The organism is Chitinophaga filiformis (assembly GCF_900102545.1).
Lineage (GTDB): Bacteria > Bacteroidota > Bacteroidia > Chitinophagales > Chitinophagaceae > Chitinophaga > Chitinophaga filiformis.
Genome location: NZ_FNBN01000004.1, coordinates 339872 through 361821, shown reverse-complemented (window position 1 = coordinate 361821; position 21950 = coordinate 339872). Strand labels below are relative to the sequence as shown.

Annotated in this window: 19 protein-coding genes and 1 tRNA gene; 14 read left to right on the top strand and 6 right to left on the bottom strand. The window is 44.3% G+C overall.

Annotated features, from left to right (window positions below; translation table 11 throughout):
- Positions 1-6 precede the first annotated feature (6 nt).
- Both BLR32_RS19315 and BLR32_RS19310 read left to right on the top strand, forming a co-directional pair.
- Positions 7-1581: a hypothetical protein gene (locus tag BLR32_RS19315; protein ID WP_089834484.1), complete on the top strand. Its 1575-nt coding sequence runs from the start codon at positions 7-9 to the stop codon at positions 1579-1581.
- Positions 1582-1677: 96 nt separating this feature from the next.
- Positions 1678-3579 (top strand): ABC-F family ATP-binding cassette domain-containing protein, encoded by a 1902-nt coding sequence (locus BLR32_RS19310; RefSeq protein ID WP_089834483.1) that lies wholly within the window; start codon positions 1678-1680, stop codon positions 3577-3579.
- Between the two features lie 60 nt (positions 3580-3639).
- On the opposite strand, the gene BLR32_RS19305 is transcribed toward BLR32_RS19310, so the two are convergent.
- The gene (locus tag BLR32_RS19305) at positions 3640-3975 is read right to left on the bottom strand and encodes a hypothetical protein (protein WP_089834482.1); all 336 of its coding nucleotides are present in this window, start codon (positions 3973-3975) and stop codon (positions 3640-3642) included.
- A 122-nt stretch (positions 3976-4097) separates the two neighbouring features.
- Here BLR32_RS19305 and BLR32_RS19300 point away from each other — a divergent pair, with 122 nt between their 5' ends.
- The 6 genes from BLR32_RS19300 to BLR32_RS19275 all read left to right on the top strand — a co-directional run bounded on the left by BLR32_RS19300 (position 4098) and on the right by BLR32_RS19275 (position 13042).
- Entirely contained in the window at positions 4098-4706 is a 609-nt protein-coding gene (locus BLR32_RS19300; RefSeq protein ID WP_089834481.1) for an RNA polymerase sigma factor, read from the top strand.
- Positions 4707-4805: 99 nt separating this feature from the next.
- Positions 4806-5804, top strand: coding sequence for a FecR domain-containing protein (locus BLR32_RS19295; RefSeq protein WP_089834480.1), 999 nt, complete (start codon positions 4806-4808; stop codon positions 5802-5804).
- 62 nt (positions 5805-5866) lie between these two features.
- A complete protein-coding gene (locus tag BLR32_RS19290; RefSeq protein WP_245705465.1) occupies positions 5867-9289 on the top strand; it encodes a SusC/RagA family TonB-linked outer membrane protein in 3423 nt (1140 codons plus the stop codon).
- 11 nt (positions 9290-9300) lie between these two features.
- Positions 9301-10764: a RagB/SusD family nutrient uptake outer membrane protein gene (locus BLR32_RS19285; protein ID WP_089834478.1), complete on the top strand. Its 1464-nt coding sequence runs from the start codon at positions 9301-9303 to the stop codon at positions 10762-10764.
- Positions 10765-10780: 16 nt separating this feature from the next.
- Positions 10781-11611, top strand: coding sequence for a DUF4843 domain-containing protein (locus BLR32_RS19280; protein ID WP_089834477.1), 831 nt, complete (start codon positions 10781-10783; stop codon positions 11609-11611).
- A 15-nt stretch (positions 11612-11626) separates the two neighbouring features.
- Positions 11627-13042: a PKD-like family lipoprotein gene (locus BLR32_RS19275; protein ID WP_089834476.1), complete on the top strand. Its 1416-nt coding sequence runs from the start codon at positions 11627-11629 to the stop codon at positions 13040-13042.
- Positions 13043-13148: 106 nt separating this feature from the next.
- Here the strand turns inward: BLR32_RS19275 and BLR32_RS19270 are convergent, their stop codons facing one another.
- Positions 13149-13622 carry a hypothetical protein gene (locus BLR32_RS19270; protein ID WP_143011523.1) on the bottom strand — a complete coding sequence of 158 codons (474 nt, stop codon included), beginning with the start codon at positions 13620-13622 and terminating at the stop codon, positions 13149-13151.
- A 42-nt stretch (positions 13623-13664) separates the two neighbouring features.
- The gene (locus tag BLR32_RS19265) at positions 13665-14063 is read right to left on the bottom strand and encodes a nuclear transport factor 2 family protein (protein WP_089834474.1); all 399 of its coding nucleotides are present in this window, start codon (positions 14061-14063) and stop codon (positions 13665-13667) included.
- A 104-nt stretch (positions 14064-14167) separates the two neighbouring features.
- On the opposite strand from BLR32_RS19265, the gene BLR32_RS19260 reads away from it, so the two are divergent.
- The 6 genes from BLR32_RS19260 (at position 14168) to BLR32_RS19235 (ending at position 18685) form a co-directional block, all read left to right on the top strand.
- Positions 14168-15163, top strand: coding sequence for an AraC family transcriptional regulator (locus tag BLR32_RS19260; RefSeq protein WP_089834473.1), 996 nt, complete (start codon positions 14168-14170; stop codon positions 15161-15163).
- Between the two features lie 24 nt (positions 15164-15187).
- A complete protein-coding gene (locus tag BLR32_RS19255) occupies positions 15188-15601 on the top strand; it encodes a MarR family winged helix-turn-helix transcriptional regulator (RefSeq protein ID WP_089834472.1) in 414 nt (137 codons plus the stop codon).
- 165 nt (positions 15602-15766) lie between these two features.
- The gene (locus BLR32_RS19250) at positions 15767-16048 is read left to right on the top strand and encodes a hypothetical protein (protein ID WP_089834471.1); all 282 of its coding nucleotides are present in this window, start codon (positions 15767-15769) and stop codon (positions 16046-16048) included.
- A gap of 70 nt (positions 16049-16118) precedes the next feature.
- The gene (locus BLR32_RS19245; RefSeq protein WP_089834470.1) at positions 16119-16907 is read left to right on the top strand and encodes a PhzF family phenazine biosynthesis protein; all 789 of its coding nucleotides are present in this window, start codon (positions 16119-16121) and stop codon (positions 16905-16907) included.
- A gap of 139 nt (positions 16908-17046) precedes the next feature.
- On the top strand, positions 17047-17838 hold the full coding sequence (locus tag BLR32_RS19240; protein ID WP_089834469.1) for an ester cyclase: 792 nt from the start codon (positions 17047-17049) through the stop codon (positions 17836-17838).
- Positions 17839-17896: 58 nt separating this feature from the next.
- A complete protein-coding gene (locus BLR32_RS19235) occupies positions 17897-18685 on the top strand; it encodes a carbon-nitrogen hydrolase family protein (RefSeq protein ID WP_089834468.1) in 789 nt (262 codons plus the stop codon).
- An 8-nt stretch (positions 18686-18693) separates the two neighbouring features.
- Here the strand turns inward: BLR32_RS19235 and BLR32_RS19230 are convergent, their stop codons facing one another.
- The 3 genes from BLR32_RS19230 to BLR32_RS19215 all read right to left on the bottom strand — a co-directional run bounded on the left by BLR32_RS19230 (position 18694) and on the right by BLR32_RS19215 (position 21942).
- Positions 18694-19347, bottom strand: a complete 654-nt coding sequence (locus BLR32_RS19230; protein ID WP_089834467.1) for an alpha/beta hydrolase family protein — start codon at positions 19345-19347, stop codon at positions 18694-18696.
- A gap of 654 nt (positions 19348-20001) precedes the next feature.
- A tRNA-Arg gene (locus BLR32_RS19220) sits at positions 20002-20073 on the bottom strand.
- A 60-nt stretch (positions 20074-20133) separates the two neighbouring features.
- The gene (locus BLR32_RS19215; protein WP_176842344.1) at positions 20134-21942 is read right to left on the bottom strand and encodes an AMP-dependent synthetase/ligase; all 1809 of its coding nucleotides are present in this window, start codon (positions 21940-21942) and stop codon (positions 20134-20136) included.
- Positions 21943-21950 lie beyond the last annotated feature (8 nt).

Sequence of the window (21950 nt, the reverse complement as noted above, 5' to 3'; positions counted from 1 at the left end):
TCCTTTATGTTCAAGAAATGTATCACCCCTGTGTTTGTTCTGGTTTGCTTAAGTATCCCTTTTAGCTATACTGCACATGCACAAAGTATCGGGCGCCAGTATTCACTGGGCTTCTACCAATCCGGTTCAGACAGTAATGGTTATCACTCTTCTCTGAGAGATTACTCTATTGAGCCCAGTTTCGATCTTCCCAAAGGAGATACGACGCGTAAGCAGAGCTGGCTCTACCGGAAACTATTCCGCGAGCATCTGCTGGAGGTTCACGAAGACGACTACACATTTTACGCCAGCATCCTCCCGGATCTTATGGTAGGTCATAGCAATGATAGAGGCACAACATGGTTAAATACCCGTGGTGTCATTGCCGGTGGTACTATCGGAAAGAACCTGACATTCCGGGCAGAGTTTTACGAGAACCAGGCTAAGATGCCTGCTTACCTGGATGCGTTTGGCAGGGCCAACAGGATCGTACCAGGACAGGGCGAATGGAAGGGCTATTCTCATAATACAGCATTTGACTATGCATATTCTTCCGCGTTGATCGACTATAAGGCAGGAAAACATTTTGTGTTCCAGCTGGGATATGACAAGAATTTCATCGGCGACGGTTATCGTTCCATGTTACTGTCTGATGCTTCTTTCAATTATCCATTCCTGAAAATTATCGCGAATCTGGGCAGGGTCCAGTATACCACTATGTGGGCCCAGTTCATAGATATGCAATATCCAAAAGCTTCTTACGATAATGGCTACAGGAAGAAATGGGGCGTATTCAATTACCTGGACTGGAATGTAAGCAAGAAGATTTCTATCGGATTATTTGAAGCGGTGATCTGGCAGGATTCTGATTCCACAGGCAAACGTGGATTTGATGTCAGTTACCTGAACCCGATCGTTTTCCTCCGTCCTGTGGAGTTCTCTGTAGGCTCTCCTGATAATGCCCTCTTAGGCCTGAATGTGAAATATGCACCATCCAGGAACAGTACCTTCTACGGACAGTTTATCCTGGATGAATTCAAGTTCAGTGAAATAACTGCCGGTAAGGGCTGGTGGGCCAACAAATATGGTGGCCAGGTAGGCTTCCGTTCCAACGATCTCTTTAAGGTTCGTAATCTGAACTTCCTGACAGAAGTGAATGCCGCAAGACCATATACATACTCCCAGCGTACCACGCTGAATAACTATGGTCACTATAATCAACCATTGGCGCACCCGATGGGGGCCAACTTCGTAGAATGGGTGAATATTGCAGACTTCAGGTATAAACGCATATTCCTCCGTGGACAGATCACTCTGGCTAAATACGGACTGGATACAGCAGGTGTGAATTATGGAAAGGACATTAATAAATCTTATACCACCCGTACAGTAGATTTTGGCAACCACATTGGTCAGGGACTTAAGACCAATCTGCTGTATGTACAGGGAACAGCAGCTTACCTGCTGAACCCGAAATATAATCTCCGCCTGGAAGCTTCAGTTACGGCAAGAAGAGAAAGCAATAACCAGTGGAAGAACAATGAGCTGATTTTCCAGGTAGGTTTGAGAAGTTCCTTCCGCCAGCTGTATTATGATTTATAAATAATTGAAGAATAACTTTTTTAAAGCCTCCTGTTCAACCAGGAGGCTTTTTTATTTCCGGCTGCGAGGCATCCTACATTTTACTAACTTCGCGCCATGCATTACGTTACCGTAGAAGGACTCACAAAGACTTTTGGCGCAGGGCCGCTTTTCAAGGACATTTCTTTCCATATAGAAGAGGGAGACAAGATCGCACTGGTTGCCCTGAATGGCGCCGGTAAATCCACATTACTCCGCATCCTCTGTGGACAGGAATCGCCTGACGCCGGCACTGTCTGGATACATAAGGATGTAACGGTCGTAATGCTGGAGCAACAGTCTGCATTTGAACCGGAGAAATCTATTTCTGAGCATATGTTTACTCAGTCCCATCCGGTACTTGCCGCCATCAGGGACTATGAAATACTGACAGACGATCAGGAACAGGAGCCGGACATTGATAAGCTCACCAAAGCCATTGAGCGTATGGATGAGTTGAACGCATGGCACTTTGATTCCAAGGTTAAGCAGATACTCGGGAAGCTTAATATCCATCACCTGGATCAGAAAATGGGCAACCTTTCCGGAGGACAGCTCAAACGTGTGGCGCTTGCCAAGGTATTGATAGACATTGGATTTGAGCATCGCCATACCCTGCTGATCATGGACGAACCTACCAACCACCTGGATGTTAGTATGATCGAATGGCTGGAGAATTACCTCGACCAGGAGAACGTGACCCTGCTGCTCGTAACGCACGACCGTTACTTCCTGGATAGTGTCTGCAATGAGATCATGGAAATTGACCAGCAACAGCTGTTCATTTATAAAGGAGATTACGAGAATTACCTGGAAAAGAAAGCAATCCGCGAAGAACAGGACAGGGCAAGTGTGGAGAAAGCCAGAAATGTGTTCCGCAAGGAACTGGAATGGATCAGGAAACAGCCCAAAGCCCGTACTACAAAGTCCAAGTCCCGTATAGATGCTTTTGAAGACGTAAAGGAAAGGGCCAGTGTACGACTGGAAAGACAGCAGCTGGAACTGAATGTGAAAATGACCCGCCTGGGCGGAAAGATCATTGAGCTGAAAAAAGTATATAAATCCTTCGGAGATCTGAAGATCCTGAAGGGGTTTGACTACACCTTTAAAAAAGGAGAACGTGTAGGGATAGTGGGAAAGAACGGGGTGGGGAAGTCTACCTTCGTAAATATGCTGCTTGGACTGGAACAGCCCGATTCCGGTAAGATCAACACAGGCGATACGGTAGTGTTTGGTAACTACGACCAGCGTGGATTGATCGTAAAAGAGGACATGCGGGTGATAGAGTTCGTGAAGAACATTGCGGAGAACTTCCCTCTGGCAGATGGCACAAAGGTGAGCGCAGCGCAGTTCCTGCAATTATTCCTCTTCACGCCGGAAAAGCAGTATACCTATATCTCCAAGTTGAGCGGGGGAGAGAAAAGAAGATTGCACCTGTTGAGCATCCTGTTCCGGAATCCGAACTTCCTGGTATTGGATGAACCTACGAATGACCTTGACCTGCCAACGCTGAGCATACTGGAGGAGTTCCTGTTATCTTACCAGGGCTGTATCATTATCGTAAGCCACGACAGGTATTTTATGGATAAACTGGTGGATCACCTGTTTGTGTTTGAAGGAGAGGGAGAAATACGTGATTTCCCGGGGAACTATACCCAATACAGGGACTGGGAGAAAGAACGTTCAGAAAAAGACAAGGAAGAGGCGCGTAGTGAAAATAAGGCTGCGGAAAAACCAGTAGCGGCAGCTGTCCCGGCACCGGAGGCAAAAAAAATGTCATTTAAAGAAAAACGGGAACTGGAACTGCTGGAGAAAGATATTGCAGCGCTGGAGGCAGAAAAGAAAGAGATAGATGCAAAAATGGGCGCAGGCGATCTGCCCTATGAACAATTGGAGCCATTGTCCCGCCGTGTCGGTGAAATTCTCCAGCTGCTGGACGAGAAAGGTATGCGCTGGCTGGAACTTAGTGAAATGAGTTAGATACTAATAATAAAAATAGTGAAGGGACGTCCTTACAAAGGCGTCCCTTCACTATTTTCATCACTTTTCTTTCTTATCATGTATCTGTGATGGCTGCAGATAGACTTTTTTACCCTTGTCATCCACATAGTATTTTCTATCGCTTTTATCGATATATACAGTCTCTCCGTTAGGCCCTTCCTTACCTTTATAGGTCTTATCAGTGATCTTCATGGCCCCTTTCACAGCCACGGAAGCGGTTTTGTTGGCAGTTTTATTAGCTACTGCGGCCGTTTTCTTACCTATTTTTTTTGCAGTACTGTCGATGCCCTGGGCTATACTTTGCTGACCAAAGAAAAGCGCTGAAGCCGTAATAGCAACAGCTAACAGCCCTTTGTGCAGTGTTTTTGAATTCATAATAATAGATTTTAAAGTTGTGTAAAGTCAATGTGAATCTTATTATTCAATTTTGATGCCAGCAACATCTTCCATATTTTTAGAGGCCACCATATATGATAGTATAATTTAAAAGGTAATAGTTGGAGGAGATCTGGTATACCGGCCTTTCAGATCAGGAGCTTTGGAGCAGGCTGATAAATGGAGATGAGGGCGCTTTGGCCTTCATATATAATAAATGGTTCCCGTCGTTGTATAAGTATGGGATGAAATTGCACGCGGATAGCAGCCGGGTAAAAGACTGTATACATGATCTCTTTGTAACACTGTGGCATAGTCGTGCTAATCTGTCGGTGACGGACAATATCAAATTTTACCTGTTCGCGAGCCTTAAAAGAAACATCGCAAAGCATAGCCGGAGAGATGGAATATTCAGGCTATTAGGTGGCTCAGGCCCTGATAACCAGTCTTATATGCCGTCGCATGAACAAAAGCTCATAGACCAGCAATCTCATGATGAGCAGAAAAGGAAACTGGGCAGGGTGATCGACAAATTGCCTAAACGCCAGAAAGAAATTCTCTACCTGCGATATTATGAGGGACTGTCTACCCAGGAAACTGCCGAAATTATGTCACTAAGTGTTAACTCCACATATGTATTATTATCAAAGGCATTGAATTATCTCAAAAATCATAGTGGGGAATTGATGGTTTTGATCATTTCCTGGGGGAATCAGGACATGAGGTTCTAAATATTTTATATTTTTTTTAAAAAAAGTTCGAAAAACACGCTAAGATTTTTCGATCCTGTTGCTTTTACTAATTAAAGCTTAGCTGAGTAGCGCCCATTTATGGATTACAAAGATTACACAGTAAGGGATTTTTTACATGATGAACTGTTTCGTAAATGGATTGAACATCCGGACCGCGATACTGAGCTTTTCTGGGAAACCTGGATGCGTGAAAACCCTGATCAACGTAATACAGTGGAGGAAGCCCGTGATGTACTGTTGATGATAGGAACCGAAGAATACACGCCTACTGTGGAAGATCAGGCAGAAGTCTGGAGCAGGATTGCCTATACTATCCAGGAAACTCCTCAGAGAACATCTGTCTTTGCCATGTGGCGCTATGCCGCAGTTTTCCTCGGAGTACTTGCTGTTGCCGGCTGGCTCTTCCTGCATCGCGGGAAGGCCATAGAGCTTAACTATGTCACTACCTATGGTGAAACTAAGAAAATAGTTTTGCCGGATAGCTCAATAGTAAGGCTGAATGCCAATTCTACACTCAGATGTAGCATCAGCAGGAATGGAAAGCGTGAAATATGGTTAAACGGGGAAGGCTTTTTCTCAGTTGTTCACGACAATAACAGTGCTCCTTTCCTGGTACATACATCAGATGTGGATGTACAGGTGATAGCTACTGAATTTAATGTGAACACCAGAAGAGTAATGACACGAGTGATATTAAATAATGGAGCTGTAAAATTAAAACTGAATGGTGATGGTCAGCAGGATATAAAAATGAAGCCAGGTGAAATGGTGAGCTACTCTACTGCTACCCGTCAGTTGTCACGCAGGAACGTAAACCCTGTAGACTACAACGCATGGCTTGATAACATGTTCGTCTTTAATGAAACGCCGATAGCGGAAGTGGCTATAGTGTTACAGGAAAATTTAGGAATCAATTTAAATATAACAGGTCAGGATTTACAGAAAGAGTTATTTACAGGTAGTATACCTATGTCGGATGTAGACGTATTTTTCAGGACTTTGTCTCGTTCCTTACATGTGGTTATCGAAAAGAAGGACAATAACAATTACAGCATCAGGAAAGAAAACAACCAATAGCGTCTAGTTCATAAATCAACCAATCTTAATTATTGCTTATGCCTGAAAACTACTTTAGGTGTATGGGGAGTCGTGCTGCCCTAATGTTACTATTGCCTGTCATGGGATATGCAGCGGATAAGAACCATTATTATCAACAGCAGCAGCTGTTTTCGTCGGAGAGTACTAATCAGCATGATGCCGGACGGCAATCACTGAAAGAGGTCCTTGCTTCATTAGAGACCAGGTATAAAGTGCGAATTAACTACATCGGTCAGAGTATCGGGAGTATTCAGACAGAACCTCCTGCTGCGAAATCAGCATCTGAAAACTTCGTACAGTATCTGAACCGTTTTCTGAGGCCACTTAAGCTGGAGGCAGAAGAGGCAGGAGCAAACGTGTATGTTATATACAAACAGGACGTGCCGGCTCCTGCGCCTAAACCTGTGCCTCCTGTGGAAAAAAAAGAAACGGTAGAGCAACAAAAGCCAGTGGCCATTACCATTACCGGTACAGTAACGGATGATGCAGGTATATCACTGCCAGGAGTAACCGTGGTAGTAAAAGGAACCAACAACGGGGTACATACCAGTAATGATGGTAAGTATGAACTGAAGAATGTTCCTGAGAACGCGCATATCATTTTCAGTTTCATCGGTTTTAAATCGCAGGAAGTTGTATTAAAAGGGCAGACTGTCCTTAACATCCGTCTGAAGACAGATGTACAGGCTGTGAAAGACGTGGTGGTAACAGGATATTATGAGATCAAGAAAGAGAGCTTTACAGGTATTGCCACTGTATTGACCGCTGATGATGTAAAGAGAGTAAACCCCCAGAACGTACTAAGCAGTCTTCAGGCCTATGATCCATCCTTCAAGCTGGTAGAAAATAATATTCTGGGGTCTAATCCAAACCGGATACCTAATATCAATGTGAGAGGTACCACAGCGCTGCCCAGTGCAGATGTTTCCAAGTTAACCAGGAACAGTATGCTGACAGGCGTAACCAATCAACCTACTTTTATATTGGACGGTTATGAGGTAAATGTGCAAAGCATATTTGACCTTGATCCGAACAGGATTGCCTCCATTACTTTATTAAAAGATGCGGCAGCTACCGCTATCTATGGTTCCAGAGCGGCCAACGGCGTTGTAGTCATTAATACGAAAACACCGAAAGAAGGTAAACTGACGGTGAACTATGGTTATGAAATGACCTTAAATGCGCCAGATCTTTCTGATTACCACGTATTGAATGCGGCTGACAAACTGGAATATGAACGGCTGGCTAAATTGTATGTGTCTGATGAGGTAAGCAATCCCATTGACCTGGAAATGCAGTATTACCAGAAGAAGAAAAACGTGCTGAGCGGCGTAAACACTTACTGGTTATCGCAACCACTCCAGGTGGACCTGGGACATAAACATTCCCTGTATCTTGAAGGAGGAACACCAACAGTGAAATATGGTATCGATGTACGTTACCAGACCAACAATGGTGTAATGAAAGGCTCGTACAGGAAGCGTTACGGGCTGGCCGCATCCCTGTCATATAATGTAAAGAATAAAGTTCAGTTCAGAAACCAGATCTCCATCTCGCAGGTGGATGGTAGGGAATCGCCTTACCGGGAGTTTTCAACCTATGTGAGAATGAACCCTTACTATCCGATGACGGATTCTGCCGGTAGACTGTTACGCGAAATAGATAAATGGAGTTTCCGGACCGGCGCTGCCGCTTCGCCTACCACAGTACCTGTATTAAATCCGCTGTATGAAGCTACTACCGGAAGTGTGGACAAGTCTGAATACGTGGAATTCATGGATGCATTCTCCGGCGAGTGGACGATTAGCCAGGCGTTAAGATTAAGGGGACAGATCAGTCTCACAAAAAGAAGATCAACGGCTGACAGATTTGTGTCTCCTCTGAGTAACGATTACTATAACGTGACCGGAGACGCTTTGAAAGATCGTGGTAAGTATACTTTCGCTGATGAAAATTTCTGGCAGGCAGATGGTAGTATGACACTGAGTTATTCAAAACAGCTCCGCCATCACTTTCTCAACCTTTCACTGGTTACCAATATCCAGAACAGAACGAATGACAGGAAAGCATTTGTAGCGCAAGGGTTTTCCAATGACCGGTTCTCCCAGATTGGATTTGCACGACGTTATGAAATAGATGGCTCTCCTGAGGGAGAATATACCCAGGACAGGCTGGCAGGTTCTTTCCTTTATGCTAACTATTCCTATAAGAATAAGTTCCTGATGGATGGTACTATCCGGACGGACGGCTCTTCCAAATTCGGTACTGATTCGAGAATGGCTACCTTCTGGTCTTACGGTATAGGTTACAATGTTCACAATGAAAAGTTCATTCCACGTAATGTGATATCTCAGCTTACATTAAGGGCTACTACCGGTATGACCGGCGATGTATCATTCCCGTCCTATTTATCCAATACCACTTATCAGTATTACAGCAATGACTGGTACTCCACTGGCGTTGGCGCCGTATTTAAAGCCTATGGTAACTCGGCGCTGAAATGGCAACGTACCAGGAACTATGACGCGAGTATAGAACTTGATCTGTTTAACGGGAGATTTTACATGAATCCACGTTACTACTACAAGCTCACCAAAGATCTCCTGGCTGATATCATTGTGCCGCCATCTGCCGGTTTTACGGAGTACAAAGCCAACCTGGGTGAAATGATCAACAGAGGCTTTGAATTAACCATCCGCGGTACCGTACTGAAAGGTAAAGACTGGTCTTTCAACATGTTTGCTAACCTGGTGACCAATAAGAATAAGATCACCAAGATTTCTAACGCACTGAAGAGCTACAACGACAAGGTAGATGATAAACAGGAATCTGATCCTGATCTGAATTCCGTTCCATTGCTGCGTTTTAAGGAAGGAGAATCACTCAACACCATCTATGCAGTAAGATCAATGGGGATTGATCCTGAGAATGGTAAAGAGATCTTTGTAAAAAAAGACGGAACCTATACACATACCTATAGCGTGAAAGATATGGTGCCGGTAGGAGATATGACGACGAAGGTAGAAGGTACATTTGGCGCTGGTATGTATTACAGAAACTGGATGGCTGAGGTGAGGTTCTATGGAAAAGGTGGAGGAGACCTTTATAATCAGACCCTGGTAGACCGCGTAGAGAACGCAGATCCGCGGTATAATGTGGATCAGCGCGTGCTTGATTCCCGGTGGAAGGTACCTGGTGATCATGCCTTATACAAAGACATAGCAGATCATGGTTCTACCCGAACTTCTTCCCGTTTTGTACAGAAGGACAATGTAATAGAACTGAGATCAGTTTATGTCGCGTACAACGTTCCGCCTGCGGTAGCCAAACGTTACAGGATGAACAATCTGCGTTGCGCGCTCAACCTGAATGATGTATGGAGAACATCCACAATCCAGGCAGAAAGAGGTATTGATTATCCGTTTGCGAGAACATTTACATTCTCATTATCTACTCAGTTCTAAAAAGAAGCAAGATGAAGAAATATTATCTACTCATAATAGTGATGGTGGGCCTGGTGTCATGTAAGAAATGGCTGGATGTAACACCGCAATCTGATATAGCACAGGGCGTACTGTTTAGTACGCAGGCAGGTTTCGAGGAAGCATTAAATGGCGTGTACAGCCGTTGTGCACGGGAAGATAGTTATGGTAAGGAGATCACCTGTGGCTTCCTGGATGTGCTGGCACAGAACTATGTTATCACGAATCTGGACCCGCAGGCATACAGGCAGACATCAATGTACAATTACAATGATGAACATTTCATCAGCAGAAGGGACGATGCATGGAAGGCGCTATATGCCGCAATCGCCAACAGTAACCTGATATTGCATCATATCGATGGAAAGAGGGATGTTTTTACCGGCAGGGAATATGAACTGATAAAGGGTGAGGCACTGGCATTAAGGGCATATCTTCATTTTGATCTGCTGCGTTTATTTGGTCCTTCCTATGTAAATGATCCTGCTGCTCTGGCTATTCCCTATGTAATGGACTTTACCAATAAAATAACACCAATGTCCACTGTTAAGGGTGTATTGGACTCTGCGATCACAGACCTTACTGCGGCTAAAGCATTGCTGAAGATATCCGATCCTATCCTGGATGCCGGCTATAAAGTAGGGTACCCGGTGAAAGATTCCAGCACAGAAGAAACCGGACTGCTGTTCCTGCAGAATCGCCGTCACCGCATGAACTACTACGCTGTGTGCGGAGAACTGGCCCGTGTATATCTGTATAAAGGCGATAAAGCAAACGCACTCGCCAATGCGCTGGAAGTGATCAACTCAAACAAATTCCCCTGGACACGCCAGAATGATTTCCTGAATCCGGATGATGAAAAGAAAGATCGTATCCTGTATAGAGAGTTGGTATTCGCATGGTATGTTCCGAATACATCAGGAGCATTGAATACCCGCTTCCGCGATGGTGAGAATGCGCTGTTCATTACTTCCAGTGAAGGACAGAACCTGTATGAAACAGGTAGTGTTGGTGGTGAGGATTTTCGTTTTAAGCAATGGTTCAGTGAAAAGAGCGGTGGATTAGGAACCCGCTTACAGCTTGAGAAATACTACCGTGACGGTGACGCCAATATTCATTATCAGATGGCGCCAGCACTACGTTTAAGCGAGATATATTACATCGCCGCTGAGTGTACTTTCGATACCGATCCTGTAAAGGCATGGGGATACTTTAACACTGTTAGGTTCTACAGAGGTATTGGCTCCGCCATCACCGACGAACCATCTAAGGATGTGTTTATGACGGAGCTGGTGAAAGAATGCCGCAAAGAATTTTACGGTGAAGGGCAGATCTTTTACATGTATAAACGCTTGAACAGACCAGTTACCGGATTGGCTGGCGCCAGCTATCCTGCCACTAACAAGATGTTTGTACTGCCTCTGCCAGACGACGAAATCCAATTTGGTAACAGATAATTAAACCTACGGCCAGATGAAAAAATATATTTTATTCAGTGTTCTTTGCTGTATGGTATTTTTTGCCTGCAAGAAAGAAGAAACACCACTGTTCAATACTACAGAGAATGTCTATTTTGATTTTACGCCTGATGAGGACGATGATAAAACGGATAGTCTCCTTTATTCTTTCGCTTATTTTCCTGACAAAGGTGAAGACACCGTGTTCATCCCGGTGCGGCTATCAGGTTTCCGGGTGAGCAGAGATAGAACCTTTATATTAAAAATAGTAGATAGCAGTACAACTGCCAAGGCATCCGTCCACTATGAGCCTTTAAAGGACAAATACATCATGGCCGCGGATTCCGGTATGTGTATGGTTCCGCTGATCCTGCTGAACAAAGATACTTTGCTGAAAAGTAAAACGCTGACTATAGGACTCACCCTGATGCCAACAGCAGATCTGGGCGTTGCATTCACCCTGCAGAATAAGGGTATTGTGAAGTTTTCCAACAGACTGGAAAAACCAGACTGGTGGAATGCCTGGGCAGGCGAATTGGGAGACTACTCAAGGGTGAAACATGAGTTGTTTATCAGGGTGTCTGGCACTACCGAACTGGGTACCAATTTTCAGGATTTCAATACCATCCCGAAAGCATTGTATCACACAAGGCGCTTTAAGTCTTTCCTGCTGGATCCATTTAAATGGGTAGAGCAGTATGCAGAAGAAGGTTATGTTATCACGATGGAGGCCGACGGATATTATTACTTCTATAATAGTAAGAATCCTGACGCCAGATACCGTTTGGAGAAGAATCCGGATGATGGCCGGTATTATTTCAGGGATGAAAATGGTAAGCGTATTTAAGTTAAATGCTATACAATGAAAAGAACACTGCTATATATACTGATAGTCTCGCTTGCTCCCTTTCTCTCAGCATGCTTTAAAGACAAAGGCAACTACGACTATATAAAACTGGGTGAACCGGTTGTGTCAAACCTGGATACGCTTTATACTGTATTTACAGGAGATAGCCTTATTATATCTCCTAAAATTGTATTGCCTGAAGGAAGGACTGATCTGACCTGCTACTGGAAGATTGAGATCCCGGAAGAGGCACGTTCTGACGACTATGAGGGACAGGAATTGAGAATAGTGTATGGCCTTGGTGCAAGGAAGCACGATGGTTTGCTGATAGTAAGAGATAACGCGACCGCTATGCAGTATTACTACAAATTTACCATCAACGGTAAAACCGCATTCACGACGGGAACACTTGCATTGACAGATGACGGCGGACAGGCAAAATTATCTTTCATTAAACCGGATGGTACAGTGCAGGCTGATATTTATCCGTCTATCAATGGTGAGCACCTCGGAACCAATCCTTTGCAGATTATTCCGTTAAGGAACACCTCTTATATGAATGTGAACTTCGCCTACTGGATTGTTTGTGGCAATGCCACTAATCCGGCGGTGGAGATTAACAGTGATGATCTGAAGCGGATGAAGTACCTGAAAGAGAACTTCTATAATCCTCCGGGAGAGCTGACGCCAAACTACTTCCAACGTTTAACGAATGGAACTACCTCTGCTGTTATGAATGAGAAGCTGTATATAGGTACTACCGAAACAGCACCCTTCGGGACCTATTACGGTTTCTTCAGCAGTCCGATACCAGGCAGTTATAATTTAGCTCCTGACCTGGTATACGCATATACAAATGGTGGCGCTTATTATCTCGGATTTGACAAAGTGAAGAAGTGTTTCCTGCGTTTCGATCCGACCACTTTTTTCGGCACGGACTATATCCAGGAGGATTCACTCTTTAACCCTAAAAATCTGAAGATGGACCTGTTGGAGATGGAGAAGATTACAGAGAATGATGTGTATGCATTTTGCGACAGCAGTGGTCAGACTTATGAGCTGAAATTCGGCCTGAATTTCCTGGATGGTAATTCACGTTTCAAAACAAATTATAAGCGGAAATTTAAAGGAGATAGTCTCCTTACGGCTCAGACCAGATGGCAGTCGTCGCCTGTAGGTACTTTCTACTTCACCTCCAATGACAAGATTTATCGTTACAACCCGGTGAACCAGGAATTGAGACAGCTGGATGCCAACTTCGGTGGAAACCAGGTGACAATGATAAAAATACTGGAAGATGGTAGTAAGCTTATTGCGGGTACACAGAACAGCATTTACACACTTGATATAAGTACAGGTAAGTATGGTAATATACTTAGTCAGGTCAATGGCCTGCCGGGAAAAGTAGTTGATATTTTCATCAGACAATGACACCTGTTATCCTATCCTATAAAAACCTATTTAACCAACCATTAACCCTACAACAAGAAGCCCCGCGATATTTTTCGCGGGGCTTTGTTATGTTTGACAGTTGCTGTTATTTGCAATTACCTTTCACGAAAGGAACGTCTTCGAACTTTAGCTTGCTTTGATCTTTGTCAAATACAGGCACACCCTCGGCATCAAAAGAAGAGGGGATGGCTTCAAATACCTTGTCGTTTTCCAGTTTAAATACGACAGGCCTTTTGCTAAGAGAGCCTTCGCTCATAAAATCATAATCGGCCGTGATAATATTATTGGCGATGGTACCTCTGATAGCACCCTCGTTCTTGTCTTTTTCGAAGAGATGATATTCGAGCTGTCCATCAATCACTTCATTATTAGTTGAAAATTGCAGATAGGAGGTGTCCTTTCCGGAGATCTTAATATAACACTGTTGAACAGGTGTCGATGCCGGCGCTGTAACAGTTACAGTACTGGTGTCTTGCTGGTCTGTTTCAGGTGTATTGCCGGAAGGTTGCTGACAACTGAACATCGTTAATAAGGCTGCAGCTACAAAATATGGTTTCATGTAACAAGTTTTGCCCTATAGAACGAATAACGTGCCAGTAAGTTACTTGCCCCAGAAATTATCCTCCTGTGTAATATCTGCCGAATAGATCCGGGCCTTTACGATGCGGCCGCCCGTTACAGTGTACACGTCTGTGTTGTCTACATCCAGCTGTTGTCCGCCGGGTTTTGTTGCTGTCCAGCGAATGAGGCAGGCCACACTATTGCCATTGGTGGTCACTGATTTAATCTCTGCCAGCCGGAGGGTATTGCCGGTTACTTCAAACATACCGCCCACCATCTGAAAGACTTCGGTCACATTGCTCTTTATGCCGGAGAAGCGGTTGTTGCCGGGTTGATCCCATTCGATGGTGGTATCCAGTAACGCGGCGAGTGTCTGGTTATCGCCTTGTTGTACTGCAGTTAAAAATTGGGTAACTACCTGTTTAGCCTGATTTTCCATATTCTTTGTTTTTAATTGGGTGATTTGATATTGCAAAACTATTTCCTGTACGCCCGGGCATTATTATCTTTATACGACAAACAATTACCATTTGACGACATGTTATGGAGAATAGCCGGAGACAATTTGTGTTGAACCTGATAGCCTATGCGGCCCTGCGTGACATTCCTGCCACACAACTCTGTCGTTTGTCTGGAATAGACCTGACTGCGCTGAAAACCGATACCACCTATGCAGTCAGCAATCAGCAGCTGGATGCATTATGGCATCAGGCCAGTCAACTGTCAGACGATTCTTTGTTCGGATTACATTTCGGTGAGTCTTTACAATTGTCGGCGCTTGGTATTGTCGGAGAGATCATCAAAACGAGTGATACAGTGGGAATGGCTGTGGAAAGGGCAGCATCATTGTCGCATCTCCTGACTGATTTATTCAGAATGGCAGTGGAGTCTTCCGGCAATGTTTTTACCATTCGTTTCTTGCCTCAGACGGAAAGGCCGGATACTTTTTCCTTTCGTCAGACACTGGAACTATTCATGGTCTTTGTGGTGCATGAACTGGATGGGTTACTATTGCGGAAAATAAAACCTGTGGCAGTACGCTTACCTTATCGCCTGGAAAATGAAGATGAATACACAAGGGTATTCCGGTGTACTGTAGAAAAAAGTGCCACTGAATATGCGCTTGTGTTTGACAGAGAATATCAGGAGGAACCTTTGCTTACAGCAAACTATGAAATACAGCAGGCACTATTGCGAAAAGTGAATGAAAGTATAACAGTAACGGGAGGCGCATTAGGTGAAAAGATCCGTCATTACCTGCTGACCAATGCTTATCTTGGAATACCTTCATTAAATGACATCGCCGCTAATTTTAATGTAAGTGCCAGGACCTTACAACGTAAACTAAAAGAGGAAGGTATCAGCTACCAGGATGTAGCCGATGAGGTCAGGAAGTCGCTCGCTATTCATTATCTCGAAGAGGGAGGTTATCCGGTAAAGGAGATATCGTATATGCTCGGGTATAACGAACTGAGTGCTTTTACGCGGGCATTTAAAAGATGGACGGGCAGAACGCCGGTCAGTTTTCAGAAAGAATAATACAATGTTCACAACGCTATAACTATGGAAGCTAATAAACCTATTGGCTGGTACCTCAAAGAGGCAGATCAGCAAATCACATCTTATATGAATGATGTTTTCAAAGACCTCTCTATTACACGTTTTCACTGGATGGTGATACGCAATATAGCAGAGCGTGGACGCATCAATACCTGGCAGTTTTTCCAGGAAGTAAAGAACTTTGTTACCGTGCAGGAGTACGGAGAGATCATACAGTCATTCGCAGACCGTGGCTGGGTAGTGATGGGTGCAGAAGATACCTGTTCTCTTACCGTGGCAGGGGAGGAGGCATACCAAAATCTTGCAACACTGCAGAAGGAAAGGGCTGCACATATGATGCGTGGAATCAGTGATGATGAGTATAAACTTACCCTGAGTGTATTGAACAGGATCATAGAAAATATTGTTCATCAGTAGGTGAACAGTGACCGGATTTTTTTGAGTGTAAATGCCATTGCAGTTGTGGTCAGTTCGCAGGGATAGCAGGGGAATAAAGGAAAACTGTTTTTGTGCTGTAAATGATTTATCGATACTTTTGTCTGGTCTTTAAATCGTGGTTCTTATCAATAAAAATATCTTAATATGGCAAAGTTACCCAAGTTTATGATTGCAGACGATCCAGTTACGGATCCTGACAATGAATATATCTTTCATACCGAGCAACCACGTTTCTTCGCTAAACGGGTAGAAGAAGATGAAGATAAGGCTTATATTGATATTGTGGCAGAGGTTGATAATGTGGACGAGTTCTTCAAGAATGCACCCGGTAAGAAAGAAGAACTGCTCGACCAGCTGGAGGAATGGTATTATTCCTATCTCGAATGGCTGGAAGAGGATGAGTTTGATGAAGAAGATGAAGAATAACTGATCAGTTAAAATTATTAGAGAAAGTCAGCATATGCTGGCTTTCTCTGTTTAAATCCAATGCTTAGAGATGACGGAACTTAACTTATACCAGGTAGATGCTTTTACGAACCATGTTTTTGGCGGGAATCCGGCTTGTGTGGTGCCATTAGAGACCTGGCTGCCTGATGAGCAGTTATTACTGCTGGCCAGGGAAAATGCGGTAACAGAAACGGCTTTTTTCATTCCGAAAGGGGACGGCTTCTCTTTACGATGGTTCACCCCGGATATAGAAATGGACCTCTGCGGGCATGCCACACTGGCAACGGCACATGTAATTAAAACAATCCTGGGTTATAAGAAGGATAAGATATCATTTAGCTCCGCCAGCGGACCACTGGAAGTCAGTTTTAAGGATGACCTGTATGTACTGGACTTTCCTTCCCGGAAACCTGTAGAGACGGTCCTGCCTGACATTATCAGTAAGGCTTTGGACAGGCAACCGCTGGTTGTATTAAAGGCAAGGGATTATGTACTGGTCTATGGAGCGGAAAGTGACATACGGGATATTCGGGTCGACAGGCAGGTCCTGGACCAGATCAACCTGGACCCGGGAGGCGTAATTGTTACTGCACAGGGAAGTGACTCTGATTTCGTTTCCCGCTTTTTTACGCCCCAGGCATCTATACTGGAAGACCCTGTCACCGGATCGGCTCATTGCTCGCTTATACCCTATTGGAGTGAACGTTTACAGAAGAAAGAATTAACGGCCCGGCAGTTGTCCGAAAGGTTAGGAACGCTTTATTGTACGGATATGGGAGAACGTGTACTGATAGCGGGGAATGCGCGTACTTATTCCGCAGGAAAATGTTGGATATGACGTTGTAGTAGCATTAACAGATTTTTAAAAGGGGCTATATCTCAGGCCCCTTTTTTTATTGGTTCAGGGTTGCATAATCAATGATTTTTTACAATTCCGGCCCACCAGCCACCGGTAACTTTGTAAAAACAAAAAATCAATGAAAAGCTTACTATACCTGGTATCAACGATGTTATTATCCCAGATAGTCATCGCCCAGGTTACAGACAAAAAGGAGGTTAATATGCAAAACAAAGAAGTAATCAGGAAACTCTATGAGGAGGCAATGAACAAGAGAAATACAGCTTTAATACCCGAGCTGATATCTGCCGCTTATGATGGTCCCGATTTTAAACAGGTGGTTAGCGGATTGACAGACGCTTTTCCGGACGCACACTGGAAAGTGAAGGATATAGTCGCAGAAGGCAATAAGGTGGTGGTATTTCAGCAGTTTCAGGGCACACACCGTGGTACATTCCAGCATATCCCGGCTACCGGAAGAAGAGTAGCAAGTAATGGTGTAGTGGCATATGAATTGAAAGACGGCAAGGTCATTCATAGTGAAACACTAACCGATCGCTTAGGCTTTTTACAGGAACTGGGGGTATTACCCCGCGACATCAATGGTAACCCGGATAATGTCATTTTCATTGACAGGTTCACTGTTCCCGCTAATGCTGTAAATGAGTTCCTTGAAAGAGTGAAGGTCAACCGTAATCTTATCAAAACATTGCCTGGTTTTATCAGAGATGCGGCTTACTCTTATGCCGATAATGATGGTAAATTGGTTTTTGTAACAGTGGCTGTATGGGCGAATAAGGCAGCATTTGAACAGGCAAAGGAAGCAGTGCAGGAGGAGTATAAGAAAGATGGATTTGATATGCCGGGGATGTTGAAGCGGTTGAATATAACGATTGACAGGGGCGTTTATAAGGAGCTTTTGGCACAATAAAAATGAAGGATGGGGAAGCCATTATAATATTAACTTTGCACCTTACAAAGACTTGCATATGAAAATTGCACTGGCTTCTCCTCCCTTTCCTAAATCCATCAATGACGGATTATACTGGTTAGAAAAATTAGTAAAAGATGCAGCTGCGGAACAGGCAGCAATTATCTGTTTTCCTGAATCATATCTTCCTGGTTATCCCGGCATGGGATACGAAGTGGATGACCGCTCTCCCGAAAAGTTACAGGCAGCGTTGGATAAGGTATGCACTATTGCTGCCGATAATGCTATCGCTATTATTGTCCCCATGGACTGGCATCATGAAGGAAAATTACTGAATGTAGCTTTTGTAGTTTCTGCAAGTGGGGAAGTGTTAGGCTTCCAGACAAAGAATCAGTTAGATCCTACGGAAGACAATCTGTGGGAAGCGGGTACAGAGCGGCAGCTCTTTGAGATCAATGGAGTGAAGTTTGGTATTACTATCTGCCATGAAGGATTCCGTTATCCCGAATCCGTCAGATGGTCTGCGCAGCGGGACGCTAAGATTGTATTTTTCCCTCATTTTGGAGGGAGCAATACCGAGGGTGTGCTGCCTAAAGAATGGGGTAGTAAAGAGAACCCTTACTATGAAAAAGCTATTATGCTGAGAGCAATGGAGAATACCATCTATATGGCAAGCTCCAATTATGCGTCTCAATATCCTGATGCTGCATCTTCAGTAGTAGCGCCTGATGGCACTTGTATCAAACACGAAACATATGGAAGGACGGGTGTAATTGTAGCTGATATTGATCCTTCACTGGCAACAGGATTGCTGGCGAAGCGATTTAAGAACGGGCTTTATAGCTGATAGTATATTTACAGCCTTTTCTCTACCCATTGCTTTGTTTCTTCTACCAGCAATGACATTATATCTTTTTTACCCGCTTTAAAAGAATGATCTGCTCCCTCGAGTTTTACCAACGTCGCCTTTTTCAGAGAGCCGCATACGTTTTCAATCAGGTCCCAGGTAGCCAGTGCGTCTTTTGAACCCTGCAGGAAGAGCATGGGGACTTTTATCTCTTTCAGATGATCAGCGCGCTCAATGGATGGCTTGCCGGCCGGATGGAGCGGAAAACCGTAGAAGACGATACCCTCAACTTTACTATCCGGATTGGCAGCGAGATACTGTGAGCTCATTCTTCCACCGAAAGATTTGCCAGAGGCAAATAGCGGTAGCTTAGGAGCTAATTCCCGGGCTTTTTTAATAGCAGCGGCTAGGGTAGCATGAGCAACAGCTGGTGAGTCAGGGCGGCCTTTTTTACCTTCAGCAAAGGGGAAGTTAAATCTTAAGGTGGCAATACCTACCTGAGAAAGGGCGCTGGCCAGTGTTTCCATAAACACGTGGTCCATACCGGCTCCTGCTCCATGTGCAAGTGTGAAGATACATGCAGGCCTGGCTGGAGCGATGTATTTGGCAGAAACGGCGCCTATAGCGGAAGATATTTCTAGTTTGAATGACTGTGTACTCATGATGAGGTCAAAGTTAAGTCATATTAAGATCCGGCTCTTTAGGAATACACATTACAGCTGATAACACAGCCAGCCTGTAAGATGCCGAAAATTGGGATCAGGTTGGAAACTAATCTGCCCATTCCGTTCGTAGATGATGAAATGCTTATCGAGGGGCCCCCCAGTACAAGCTGCATGAGAATATTGTCTTTAACAATGGCCATAAAATGGTTTTGAGGTTATCAATACAAAAGCTTGCTGTCTTAGTGCGACTACTATACAAATAGTTATGCAACTGGGTATCACAATAGTATTTAGAGGTCACTTCAATATCCCTTTGATATATAGGTACCCTTTAAATAGCCTCTTGATGTCATTTTAGTATCCTAATGGTAAGCCGATTCCAGGCCGATGGTAAACCGACAGCAGGCCGACAGGTAGCTATCCGAACGCTGCAGAAAGATTATCTAGCTCGTGTAGTCTACTTGATGTGCGTGGTACTTCCGGATTGTCACAACGGTTCAGTGCAGGAATGCGAATTCAAACTGATCCAGGTTGCGTTCCCTGACCCGGGAAGCCGATGTAAGGACGATGCTATAAAAAGGAGGTGTTGAATACCCTTTCAGAATGTATAAAAACGAACAAACCCGCTCTCAGAGCGGGTTTGTTAAATCGTAGCCCGGACAAGAATCGAACTTGTATCTAAAGTTTAGGAAACTTCTATTCTATCCATTGAACTACCGGGCCATAGGGCACGAACCCTAAAGTGGAGTGCAAAAGTAAACGTTTTTTACATATATCGAGCACTCAGCTCAAAATTTGCCCACTCATGCTGCTATTATAAATTTTCTCAATCTGTTGCTCGTATTTCTGAGTGATCACTTTCCGCTTTACTTTAAGCGTAGGGGAGAGTTCTCCGTTGGCGATCGTCCATTCCCTGGGTAATAGTTCAAACTTTTTGATCTGCTCTATATGGCTGAAATACTGGTTGTATTTCTCAACAACCTGTTGGTAAAGTTGCTGAATATCATTGTTTTGCAGCAATTCTTCGTGAGAAGAAGTGTGAAGTCCTTTTTTAGCTGCCCAGCTCTCCAGTTGTGGGAAAGAAGGAACGATCAGGGCGCCGGTAAATTTACGGCCCTCACCTACCACCATGATCTGCTCAATAAAGGGGGATTCCTTGAACTTATTCTCTATAGGCTGCGGAGCCACGAACTTGCCGCCAGAGGTCTTAAAGAGCTCTTTTTTACGGTCTGTAATCTTCAGGAACTGATTGTTGACAAGCACGCCAATATCGCCGGTATGGAACCAGCCGTTAATAATAGCGTCTGCTGTCAGGTCAGGGCGTTTATAGTATCCGAGTGTGATATTGGGTCCTTTGCACAAGATCTCGCCATCTTCTGCTATTTTGACTGCTACATTGCTGATGAGCGGCCCTACCGTACCAAACATGCGGTCTTTTACATCTACCCGGTTAACGCTGATTACAGGAGATGTTTCGGTAAGACCATATCCTTCCAGAATAGGAATATTAGCAGCGGTAAATATTTTCAATAACCTTACCTGGCAGGCTGCAGAACCAACAACAACAGCGTCGATATTGCCTCCCAGCGCTTCCCGCCATTTCTTGAATACAAGTTTATTGGCGATGGATAACTGGAAATTATACCACCAGCCCAGAGACTTATTGATCTCATATTTCTTGCCCAGCTCTACCGACCAGAAGAAAAGCGCGCGTTTGATACCCTTTAATTCAAGCCCTTTGGCCATGATCTTTTCATATACTTTTTCAAGCAATCGTGGTACGGTAGTAAAGATGCTCGGTTTTACCTCGCGCAGGTTATCGGCGATAGTATCCATGCTTTCTGCATAGTAAATAGGTACTCCTGCAGTAAGATATACATAGGTTACCATACGTTCGAAAACGTGATTGAGTGGCAGGAAGCTAAGCGCTCTCGCTTCCTGGCTTACCGGCAGATATGGGATACATGCTGTGACATTGCTCATGATATTCCTGTGATTCAGCATTACTCCTTTAGGCGTACCGGTAGTACCTGAAGTATAGATAATAGTAGCCAGTTGTTCGGGATCTATTTTCTCCCTGATGGTTTTTATCCTTTCAATATCTTCCTGTTTAGCCATATCAGGGATCTCGCTCCAATGGCGGCAACCGGCTATTTTGGTAAAAGAGAAGACCTCTTTCAGATTGGATAATTTATGACGTATAAGTGCGATCTTATCAAACATGTCCTGTCCGCTCACGAACAGGATAGAAGCACCTGAATCATTCAGGATGAACTCCATCTCATGCTCGCTGATGGTCGGATACAGTGGCGCCAGCACAGCCCCGGCCTGTTGACAGGCAAGGTCGGTCAGCATCCATTCTGGACGGTTAGGGGATACTATAGCAATCTTGTCTGAACCTTCGGGAGTTGCATCTCCTTTTCCTATCCCTAGTTGCAGCAGCCCTGCGCTAAAACGCAGTGTAAGATCGGCTACATCCTGTGTACTATATTTTTTCCAGACATTGTTTTCTTTTCCTACCAGCATGTCTGACTTGGGGAAATGTTTTAGCTGGTGCTCAATGACATCGAATAATCTGCGTGGCTGCTCCATATTGTAGA